At 70.9% G+C, this 10,406-nt stretch carries 11 protein-coding genes and 1 pseudogene; 7 read left to right on the plus strand and 5 right to left on the minus strand.

Going from position 1 to position 10,406, the window contains the following annotated elements:
* Positions 1–39 precede the first annotated feature (39 nt).
* Positions 40–558: a universal stress protein gene (locus BLT21_RS10400; protein WP_371113436.1), complete on the plus strand. Its 519-nt coding sequence runs from the start codon at positions 40–42 to the stop codon at positions 556–558.
* On the opposite strand, the gene BLT21_RS10405 is transcribed toward BLT21_RS10400, so the two are convergent.
* The 5 genes from BLT21_RS10405 to BLT21_RS15670 all read right to left on the minus strand — a co-directional run bounded on the left by BLT21_RS10405 (position 559) and on the right by BLT21_RS15670 (position 3,598).
* Positions 559–1,161, minus strand: a complete 603-nt coding sequence (locus BLT21_RS10405; protein WP_091501739.1) for a hypothetical protein — start codon at positions 1,159–1,161, stop codon at positions 559–561.
* The gene (locus tag BLT21_RS10410) at positions 1,158–1,535 is read right to left on the minus strand and encodes an FHA domain-containing protein (RefSeq protein WP_176786876.1); all 378 of its coding nucleotides are present in this window, start codon (positions 1,533–1,535) and stop codon (positions 1,158–1,160) included. The genes BLT21_RS10405 and BLT21_RS10410 overlap by 4 nt, the downstream gene beginning before the upstream one ends.
* Before the next feature lie 155 nt (positions 1,536–1,690).
* Positions 1,691–2,332, minus strand: coding sequence for a PadR family transcriptional regulator (locus BLT21_RS10415; protein WP_371113437.1), 642 nt, complete (start codon positions 2,330–2,332; stop codon positions 1,691–1,693).
* A complete protein-coding gene (locus tag BLT21_RS10420; protein ID WP_091501742.1) occupies positions 2,329–3,285 on the minus strand; it encodes a DUF4097 family beta strand repeat-containing protein in 957 nt (318 codons plus the stop codon). The genes BLT21_RS10415 and BLT21_RS10420 overlap by 4 nt, the downstream gene beginning before the upstream one ends.
* A 148-nt stretch (positions 3,286–3,433) precedes the next feature.
* On the minus strand, positions 3,434–3,598 hold the full coding sequence (locus BLT21_RS15670) for a hypothetical protein (RefSeq protein WP_176786877.1): 165 nt from the start codon (positions 3,596–3,598) through the stop codon (positions 3,434–3,436).
* Positions 3,599–3,868: 270 nt separating this feature from the next.
* Between BLT21_RS15670 and BLT21_RS10425 the strand changes: the two genes are divergently transcribed.
* From BLT21_RS10425 to BLT21_RS10450, 6 genes and pseudogenes are all read left to right on the plus strand, one after another.
* Positions 3,869–4,138: a DUF7218 family protein gene (locus tag BLT21_RS10425; protein WP_091501743.1), complete on the plus strand. Its 270-nt coding sequence runs from the start codon at positions 3,869–3,871 to the stop codon at positions 4,136–4,138.
* 1 nt (position 4,139) lies between these two features.
* Positions 4,140–5,102 carry a DNA topoisomerase IB gene (locus tag BLT21_RS10430; protein WP_176786878.1) on the plus strand — a complete coding sequence of 321 codons (963 nt, stop codon included), beginning with the start codon at positions 4,140–4,142 and terminating at the stop codon, positions 5,100–5,102.
* A 72-nt stretch (positions 5,103–5,174) separates the two neighbouring features.
* Positions 5,175–5,576, plus strand: a complete 402-nt coding sequence (locus BLT21_RS10435) for a fluoride efflux transporter FluC (protein ID WP_256336024.1) — start codon at positions 5,175–5,177, stop codon at positions 5,574–5,576.
* Positions 5,573–5,968 carry a fluoride efflux transporter CrcB gene (gene crcB / locus BLT21_RS10440; protein WP_256336025.1) on the plus strand — a complete coding sequence of 132 codons (396 nt, stop codon included), beginning with the start codon at positions 5,573–5,575 and terminating at the stop codon, positions 5,966–5,968. The genes BLT21_RS10435 and crcB overlap by 4 nt, the downstream gene beginning before the upstream one ends.
* Positions 5,969–6,056: 88 nt before the next feature.
* Entirely contained in the window at positions 6,057–9,464 is a 3,408-nt protein-coding gene (locus BLT21_RS10445; protein ID WP_091501745.1) for an efflux RND transporter permease subunit, read from the plus strand.
* A 400-nt stretch (positions 9,465–9,864) separates the two neighbouring features.
* Positions 9,865–10,406 (plus strand): annotated as a pseudogene (locus tag BLT21_RS10450) (ATP-dependent helicase); the annotation flags it as partial.

Genomic DNA, 10,406 nt, shown 5'->3' on the forward strand with positions numbered 1-10,406 from the left:
CGCCGAGACAGGGGAGCGACCATGGTCGAGCAGCACTCCGTGAGCGATGAGAGCGAACTCCCGTCGACACCGGTCATCGTCGGCGTCATCCCCGGGCAATCTCCTCGTGTGGTCGTCGAGGCGGCGCGGTACGCCTCGATGCTCGGTGTCGGCCTGATCGTCGTGCACGTCGACGTGACGCGCTTCGTGACGTACGAGGATCCCGACGGCTACGTCCACACCGCGCCGATCGACCTGGGCGCCGTGTCGAGCGCGGCGCAGTTCGAGCAGATCCGTGCCGGCGCAGCCGAGGCGCTCGCGTCGACGACGGTCGACTGGACGGTCCACCAGCTCGTCGGTGATCCGGCTCTCGCCATCAAGCACCTCGCCGACCGTCTCGACGCGAAGCTGCTCGTGGTCGGCACCCGGCGGCGCGGTATCGGCGAATCCATCCGCGAGTTCTTCACGGGCTCCGTGGCGGCGCGCCTCGCTCACCGGCAGCAGCGGCCCGTGCTCGTCGTGCCGCAGGGGCGTTCCGTCGCCGATGACGAGGACCTCTGGGCCGAGTCCCCGGCCTGATCACCGGACGCGCGCCGGACCATCGGATGCGCGAGGCGCGGGCGCGGCCCACATCCTCAGGTCGCCCACCGACCGGTCGTATGCCCGCATCATCTGGCGGGGAGGCGCGCCGGTGAGCTGCCCGAGCATCAGCGACCGGCAGATGACCGCCGCGCAGGCCCGGTACGCCTCGTCGACGAGGGCGAGATCGCACGGTGCCGGATACTGACGGGCCTCGGCGGCCGCGCCGTGGAGCGCAGGGAACTCCGCCGCGAGCAGCTCGCGGAGCGAGCGGTGCCGGTTCCGGCCGACGGGCGTGGAGTGAGACCCTCGGACGAGCCCCGCCACGCGTTCCACGTTCCGCTGCAGGTCGAGCCGGGTGTGCCGCGTTCTCGCGATGATGATGTCCCTCGCCGTGCGGCTGGGGGCGCGCCGGCGGAGCGCCAGCGCATGCCGGCGGAGTGCTTCGGCGGTGCCCCGCGTCACAGCCGAGTTGCCGCCCTCCTCGAGTTCGAGCAGGGCGGGCGCCGCCCATCCGATCAGCCACAGCGAGAGGTCGTCGGTCCGGATCCGCGCCGTTTCCTCGACCGGGGCGATGCGGATCTCCACCGTGGGCGGCGTCACGATCTCTCGCTCGTCAGCCGGACGGTCACGTCGCCGAAGAGCACGGGCAGACCGGGATCGATGGCGGTCACGACACCGGGGGCCAGGCGTACGCCGTCGACGATCGTGCCGTTGCGGCTGTAGAGGTCGGTGACCACGATCGTGCCACGGGAGTCGACGTCGACGAGGGCGTGCGAGCGCGACGCCTCGCGGAACGGACTGTGCAGCAGGATGCGTTCGCGCCCCGGTGCGTGTTCCGGCGCCCGTCCGACGACGACGAGCGGCGCGGCGAGTGCGTGCCTGTCGGGGCCGAGGTGGACACGGAGGCGCCAGCCCGGGGGCGCAAGTGCCGGGACGTTCGGCGGGGCGAGGTCGTCGAGGGTGTCCGCATTCACGCCGCCTCCCGGATGCCGGGACGTCACGAGCCATCTGCCCGCTGACCGGCGACATCATCCTCGGGTGGCGGACGCGCGGAAACAGCGCGCTCCGGCCGCACATGCGTGCGGCCGGAGCGGATCTGAGGGTCTTCGACCGGTTTTGCCGTGTCCGGTCAGGAACCGTGCGGTGGTCGCTCCGACCCGGTCCGCAGGGTCTCGAGCAGCTCCCATCGCATCCGGTCGAGCCCGGCGGTGAGGGCGTCGACCGCGGCGGGGGAGATGTCGCCGTCGCGAGCGAGGTGCGAGCGCAGGTCGGCTTTGACGTCCGCGCGGAACTCGCCGATCGCGACCTCCGCGCGGTGGGCCTGCGCGCGAGCCTCGGCGCGGGGGCTCGCGGGCTGCGGCGCACGCGTCGCCGACTCGCGCTCGGAGCTCGCGGCGGACGCGAGGTCTGCCTGCAGACTCTTCATCGCCGCGCGGACGCTGCCCCGCACCTCCTCGGCGATGAGGCGGACGCTGTCGGCGAGACCCGCTTGGATGCCGTCGAGGTCGTGCCGACGGGCGTCGAGCTGCTCCCGCCCGGCGTCCGTGATCTCGTAGACGGTCTTGCGCCCGTCGACGGTCTTGGTCACCAGGCCCTCGTCCTCGAGCTTGGACAGGCGTGGGTAGATGGTGCCGGCGCTCGGAGAGTAGGTGCCGCCGGTCCGCTCGGACAGCGCCTGCATCAGGTCGTAGCCGTGACGCGGCGACTCGTCGAGCAGCGAGAGCAGGTACAGCCGCAGATCACCGTGCGAGAAGACGGGAGCCACGGTCATCGCTCCAGATCGTGCTGCGTGTCGTCGCCGGCGGGGTGCGCGAGCTGCTCCGGGGTCTCGGCCTGTGACGCGTCGAGCTCGGGGGCGGCGGCCGACACGGCGGGCGCGGCGGCATCCGGGATCGCCGGGACCGCCGGGGCCGGACGGCGCAGCACGGTGAGGTCGCCGGCGACCGAGTTGGTTCGGACGTCGACGAAGGAGCCGCTCAGCTCACCGGTCGACCCGGTGAAGTTCGTGAGCGGACCGGCGCCCTGCCCGGAGCGCACGGCGCCGTCGATGAGCACTCGGCCGCTCACGCTGCGCACCTGGTAGTTGGCCGGCAGCCCGTCGTCCAGCCGGACGGTCGCGTCGCCGCCCACGGTGTGGAGGGTCACCGACTGGATCGGACCGGAGGAGTCGACGAGCATCGCCCCCGAGACGGTGTCGATGTCGGCCGCGCGGAGGGTTCCGATCGCGGCGACGTCGCCCGACACCGACTTCGCGGTGAGCGCTCCGGCCAGCTCGCGGATCTGCACATCGCCCGAGACCGCGTTGGCGCTGACGTCGCCGGTGATGCCGTCGATGATGATGTCGCCCGAGACGGTGTTGACCCGGGCGTCGGCCTCGAGCCCCGTGACCAGCGCGCTCGCGCTGACGACGCCGAGGGTGAGGTCGGTACCCCGGGGCACGGCCACACTGATCTCGGCCTGCGGTCCGGCGGATCCGAAGTTGCGGAAGACCTGCACGAAGTTGTCCCAGCGCAGCTGCGGGTGATCGATCTCGACGCCCTCTCCGGTGGCCTCGATGCGCAGGTCCTTGCCCGTGACCGCATGGACCTCGATGCGGACGCCCGGTTCGTCGTGCGCCACGATGTCGATCTGCCCGCCGACCATGCCGACCTTGAGCTTGCGGATGTCGTCGATGTCGATCACGCGGCTCTCACCGGGGTGGACGATCCATTTCTGCAGTGTCATGGCGATCCCTCTTCCTAGGCGACGGTCGTCGCGGTCGTATCGCGATATATCGCGTTTCGTTACGATAACACGATATATCGCGTCTGTCAGCACCGGGAAAACAAGAACGCCCCCACCCGCGGGTGGAGGCGTTCGAGAGGCGCGACGGTCAGGCGCGCTTGTTACCGCTGATCACTCGGAACAGGAACGCGATCAGTGCGATCACGCCGACGATCAGGGCGACCCAGAGCAGCCAGCTCAGCGCGCTGTTCAGACCACTGACGATCGCGAGCACGATCGCCACAACGATGATGATGATGAGGAAGATGTTCATGGGGGCTCCTTGTCTGTCTCCCAATGTCCGTCCCACTTCGGGACGCAGACCCTGGTGAGGGCTGTACGCAACATTAAAGAAAGCCGAGCGTGAGCCGCGAGGACTTGACGACGTCATTTGCGCGGTGGTATCCGCGCGCACTGGAGGAGATGCTGCCTCGTCACGGTGCCGAGAAGAAGCGGGCTACGCCTTCCCTCCGATGCCTGTCAAGAACCTGCGACGGCAGCCGGGAGCGTCCTACCGTCGGCATCGGAGAGATGGGAGATCGCCATGCCACAGGGACGCGGGTCGAACAGCCTGAAGGACCCCGAACTGTACGAGGAGCTCCGTGAGGACGGCGCCTCGAAGGAGAAAGCCGCCCGCATCTCCAACGCCGCCGCCCACGACGGCCGGGACGAGGTGGGCAGCCGCGGCGGTTCGTCGGGCGACTACGAGGACTGGACCGTCGAGGAGTTGAAGAAGCGCGCGAAGGAGCTGGGGATCTCCGGCTACTCCGGCAAGAAGAAGGCGCAGATCATCTCGATGCTGCGCGATCACTGAGGTGGCTCGTCTCGTCCGGGTGCGGCCCGATATCGACTCCGGCATTCGACGTATCCGCTCCGGCAAGGGGTTCCGGTACACGGATGCCTCCGGCACGGCGATCGGTCGGCGCGACCTCTCGCGCATCCGTACGATCGTCATCCCACCCGCGTGGCAGGACGTGTGGATCTGCGCCGACCCGCAAGGGCACATCCAGGTCGTCGGCACCGACGACGCCGGGCGTCGCCAGTACATCTACCACCCCGACTGGACCCGCAGTCGCGACAAGGGCAAGTATGCGCGCGCCCTGCAGCTGGCGGAGTCGCTGCCGCGGGCCCGGTCGCGCGCGACCGCCTCGCTGCGGCGTTCCGGCCTCGACCGCGAGCGTGTCCTCGCCGCCGCTTTCCGCCTGCTCGACCGCTCGGCGCTGCGGATCGGATCGCAGCGCTACCTCCTGCAGCACGGCAGCCGCGGTCTGACGACGCTGCGGCGCCGGGATGCGTCGGTGATCGACGCCGTCGTGAGCCTCGCGTTCTCGGGCAAGAGCGGCCAGCGCCAGGCGCTCGAGATCTCCGACCCCGATCTCGCGACCGCGATCATGCTGTTGATCGAGGGACGCCCGTCGTCGCCGCTCCTCGCCTGGCAGCGCGAGCGCCGGCGCGTACCGCTCACCCCGACCGAGGTCAACGCCTACGTGCGCGCGCTGACCGGCGGGCCGTTCACCGCGAAGGACTTCCGCACCCTGCGCGGCACCGTCGTCGCCGCCGACGCGCTGGCCCGCATCGGCGTCGCCGAGACGGCGCGTGCGCTCCACCAGGCCGAGGTCGAGGCGGTGCGTGCCGCCGCCACCGCCCTGGGCAACACGCCGGCGGTGGCCCGGAGCTCGTACATCGATCCGCGGGTGTTCGAACGCTACCGCTCCGGGATGCTGCTCGACACCACGGTCTCACCCGAGTCCGCCATCCGCTCCCTCGTCCTCGGCTGACGCGCCCCCGGCCGCGCCGCTGCCGCGGTGTGGCTGACGCCGCGGCCACGCGGCCGGGACTACGGTGGCGTCGTGGTCGAGCGGGTGAGCATCTCGCCGCTCACGCTGATCCTCGTGGTGGTCGGCGGCGCGGCGGGCGTCGCCGCGCGGGCGGCCCTCACGCTCCCGTTCGGCGGGTGGTCGCACCCGCTCGTCGTGCCCGCCCTGACACTGGGCTGCAACATCCTGGGGTCGTTCCTGCTCGGCATCGTGGTGGGACGATGGGGAACCCGGCGACCGCGCTTGCGCGCCTTCGTCGGCACCGGGGTGCTGGGGGGATTCACGACCTACAGCGCATTCGCCGTGCAATCCATCCAGGTCGCCACCAACGCGCCGGTCGTCGGCCTCGCCCTCGTCCTCGCCTCGCTCATCGGCGGGCTCCTCGCGGCAGCGCTCGGGCTGTCGGTCGGCGCCCGGCGAGAGGCGGACGCATGAGCGGTCCGAGCGGGGGGATGCTGATCGCCCTCGTCGTCGCCGGCGGTGTCGGTGCCGGTATCCGCTACGTCGTCGACGTCATGATGACGCGCGGCCGTCGCGACGCCTTCCCGATCGGCATCCTCGTCGTGAACACCACGGGCTCGGGCCTGCTCGGGCTGCTGACCGGCCTCGGCGCCGTCGTCGCGCCGGACTGGCTCGCGGTGCTCGGTGTGGGACTGCTCGGCGGGTACACGACCTTCAGCACGGTGTCGGTCGAGACCGTGCAGCTCGCACGGCGCGGCCGCCGCGACTGGGCCGTGCTCAACCTCGCCGGGACGCTCGTGGCCGCCGTGGTCGCGGCCGCGATCGGCCTGACGCTCGGCGGCCTCATCGGACGCGTGGGATACTGAGTCTCGATACATTCCTGTATCGGCGAGCCCCGCGCTCGTCCCCCGCACCACACCGACTGCGTCGGCTCCGACGCGACCGAGGGATCCCGTGTCGAAACTCGCCGTCCTCAGCCTCAAGAACCGCGCTCTCATCGCGCTGATCACGATCGTCGCGGCGGTGTTCGGCGGTCTCGCGCTGACGAGCCTGAAGCAGGAGCTGATCCCCTCGATCGAGCTGCCGCAGCTCTCGGTCGTGACGACCTACCCGGGTGCGTCGCCCGAGGTGGTCAACACCGACGTCTCCACCCCGATCGAGACCGCGATCCAAGGTGTGCCCGGACTCGAGTCGACGACGGCGACGAGCTCGACCAACGCCTCGATCATCCAGGCGTCCTTCACCTACGGCACCGACCTCGCCACCGCCGAGCAGAAGATCCTGCAGGCCATCAACCGCATCGACAGCCAGCTGCCCGATGGGGTGACTCCCAACGTCCTGAGCTTCTCGCTCGACGATTTCCCCGTCATCCAGCTCGCCGTCACGGGCTACGACGACGAGGAGTCGGTGCAGGCGCGGCTCGAGAGCACCGTCATCCCCGATCTCGAGGACGTCGACGGCGTCAACGCCGCCCAGGTCGTCGGCGGGCGCGCCGAGCGCATCACGATCACGCCCGACCAGACCGCGCTCGCCGAGGCGGGCTTCACGCAGCAGGCGATCCGTGACGCGCTGGATCAGAACGGCGTCCTGTTCCCGGGCGGCGAGATCACCGAGGGCGACGAGTCGCTGACGGTGCAGACCGGCGCGAAGATCGCCTCGGTCGACGAGCTGTCGGCGCTTCCGCTCGTGCCGACGGATGCCGGTCAGCTCGCCGCCGCGACCACGACCATCGGCGACGTCGCCGCTGTCGCGCAGGAACCGTCGCCCGTCACCTCGATCTCGCGCGTCGACGGCGAGCCCGCACTCACCATCGCCGTCACGAAGCTGCCCGCCGCCAACACCGTCGACGTGTCACGCGGGGTGCTCGATGCTCTCCCGGCGCTCGAAGACGACCTGGGCGGCGACGCTCAGTTCACCGTCGTGTTCGACCAGGCGCCCTTCATCGAGCAATCGATCGAGGCCCTCACGCAGGAGGGCCTGCTCGGCCTCGTCTTCGCGGTGCTCGTGATCCTTGTCTTCCTGCTCTCGGTGCGCTCGACCATCGTCACCGCGATCTCGATCCCCACCAGCGTCCTCATCACCTTCGTCGGCATCCAGGCGTTCGGCTACTCGCTCAACATCCTCACCCTGGGTGCGCTCACGATCGCCATCGGCCGCGTCGTCGACGACTCGATCGTCGTGATCGAGAACATCAAGCGCCACTACGTCGAGGGCGCCGACAAGCTCGCATCCATCACGCTCGCCGTGCGCGAGGTCGCCGCGGCGATCACGGCGTCGACCATCACGACCGTCGCCGTCTTCCTGCCCATCGCCTTCGTCGGCGACCTCACCGGCGAGCTCTTCCGGCCGTTCGCACTCACCGTCACGATCGCCATGGCCGCGTCGCTCTTCGTCTCGCTGACGATCGTGCCGGTGCTCGCCTACTGGTTCCTGCGCCCGGGACAGCCCGTCGTCGCGGCGGACGGCCGTCGCGTCGACCCCGAGCACCCCGACGCCCCGCCCTCACGACTGCAGAAGGCGTACCTGCCGGTGCTGCGCTGGACGCTGCGCCACTCCGTCGTCACCCTCGTCGCCGCGCTCGTCGTGCTCGGCGGGACGCTCGCCGCCGTCCCCTTCATGAAGACGAACTTCCTCGGCGACTCGGGGCAGAACACGTTCACCATGACGCAGACGCTCGGCCCGGCCGCATCCCTCGAGGCGGAGGACGCCGCGGCGCAGCGCGTCGAGGACGCCATCCGCGACCTCGACGGCATCGATGCCGTGCAGGTGTCGATCGGGTCGTCGGGATCGCAGTTGCGCGATGCGTTCTCGGGCGGCGGCGGCGGAGTCACCTACTCGATCACGACCGACAGCTCGGCCGACCAGCTCGACGTGCGCGACCGCGTGCAGCGCGCGGTCGCCGACCTCGACGGTGTCGGCGACATCCAGATCGCCGCCGGCAGCGGTGGCGGGTTTGGCTCGAGCGACATCGAGATCGACGTGACCGCGCCCGATCAGAGCGTGCTGAGCGACGCGACGGATGCGGTCGTCGCCTCCCTCGAGGGTGCCGACGGCATCAGCCAGGTCACCTCCAATCTGTCGGCGTCGCTGCCGTACATCGCCGTGACGGTCGACCGCGCCGCCGCCGCATCCCTCGGTCTCTCGGAGGTCGCCGTCGGTGGCATCGTGTCGAGCACGATGCAGCCCCAGTCGATCGGCACCGTCGAGATCGACGACACGTCGCTGACGGTCTATCTCGCCGCGACCCAGGCTCCCGCATCGATCGACGAACTGCGTCAGCTGACGATCCCGACGGCAGGCGGCGTGATCACGCTGCAGGACGTCGCGACCGTCGAGCAGAGCGAGGGCCCGACCTCGATCACGACGCAGCGCGGGCAGCGCACCGCGACCGTCACGGTCACGCCCGCCGGCGACGACCTCACATCGGCGTCCGGCGTCGTGTCGGACGCGCTCGACACCGTCGAGCTGCCGCAGGGCGCCGACGCCGAGATCGGCGGCGTGCTGACGCAGCAGCAGGACGCGTTCGGCCAGCTCGGCCTCGCGGCCCTCGCGGCGATCCTCATCGTCTACATCGTGATGGTCGCGACCTTCAAGTCGCTGCGGCAGCCGCTGCTGCTCCTGGTCTCGGTGCCGTTCGCGGCGACGGGCGCGGTGCTCCTGCAGATCGCGACCGGCGTCCCCCTCGGCGTCGCCTCGCTCATCGGCGTGCTCATGCTCATCGGCATCGTCGTCACGAACGCGATCGTCCTCATCGACCTGGTCAACCAATACCGCGAGAAGGGGCTCTCGGCGCACGACGCCACCATCGCGGGTGGCTCGCGTCGACTGCGCCCCATCCTCATGACCGCGCTCGCGACGATCTTCGCGTTGACGCCCATGGGCCTCGGCATCACCGGACACGGCGGGTTCATCTCGCAGCCGCTCGCGATCGTCGTCATCGGCGGCCTGATCTCGTCGACGCTGCTGACGCTGCTCGTCCTCCCGACGCTGTACAACCTCGTCGAGGGCTTCCGCGAGCGCCGGACGGCGCGTCGTCGCGCCGGGGCGGACTCGCGTGCGGACGGCGCGGCGGGTGCGGTCGGTGCCGGCGCCGACGGCACGGGACGCGCGACGCCGAAGACCCGGCGCGAGCGGCGGCTCGCCGAGGCGGCGACGGCCGAGCCGACGCATCTCGTCGTCCCCGTCGACGGCTCTGCCGACGCGCCGACGCACCTGGTCATCCCCGTCGCGCCCGACGACAGCGATGCCTCCGCCGCGCCGGCCGGTGGCTCGCAGGCCGGGCGGGCGGGTTCGGCGTCCCGTCGACAGGTCCAGCGCATCCCCGGGTCGTCGCGCGGCCCCCGTCGTCGCCGCCCAGCCTGATCGCGGGACGAGGCGCGCGGCAGACCCCGGCTGCGGGGCCGGCCGCGCGGGTCGCGCTCTGCCCCGTCGCCATGCGCGGGATGCAAGGGACTGCGGCCGACACCCCGGCTCCAGGCGCGTCGGGCCGGCGTGTCACGGCAGAACACGTGCATCGCGGCGCGGGAGGGGACCGGGGGATGCCGAACCACTCGCCCGATTCCCAGGCGGATGCCGTATCGTTGGCGGGTCGGCTCTGGACAGCGCGTGATCGCGACAGGTTTTGTGAGTCCTTGGGGCCGATGGTGAGCGTCGATCGGCGCGCATGACCATCATGTGAATGGCCCCCGGCCGACGGATGTCCGGGTTTGCCCGCGTGCGCGCGGGCGCTGTTCTCGTGCAGAGAACCCAGAAGGACACAACCATGCCCAAAAACAAGAAGCCCGCCGGCGGACGCGCTCAGAACTTCGAGCCCCGCTTCGGCAAGAAGACCTCGTTCCAGGACGCGAAGCGTCGCCCCGGCCAGTCGTCGGCGGGAACGGTCGGCAGCAAGAGCCCCGGCCACCGCGGATACCGCGCCGAAGCCGAAGACACCGGACGCAAGAACCGGTGGTCGTCGCAGGAGCGCGCCGGTCGCGACGAAGCCCGCGGCATCCGCTCGCAGGCACGTGACGATCGCGGCGGACGCGGCGAGCGTTCTCCCCGTGACGACCGCGGTGGTCGCGACGACCGAGGCGGTCGCGAGCAGCGGGGTTACGGCAACGAGCGCCGGTCGGATGCCGGCGGCCGCCGTCCCTACGAGGCGCAGCCGCGTGACGACCGTCGCACCTTCGGCGACGCGCGTCCGTCGTTCCGCGATGACCGTCCGCGTCGTGACGACCGGCCGGCTCGTTCGTTCGACGATCGTCCGCGTCGCGATGCCGGTGACCGTCCGAACCGTGACGACCGTCCGCGTCGTGACTTCGG

This window comes from Microbacterium sp. cf332, from assembly GCF_900102175.1.
In the GTDB taxonomy this organism is placed as follows: domain Bacteria; phylum Actinomycetota; class Actinomycetes; order Actinomycetales; family Microbacteriaceae; genus Microbacterium.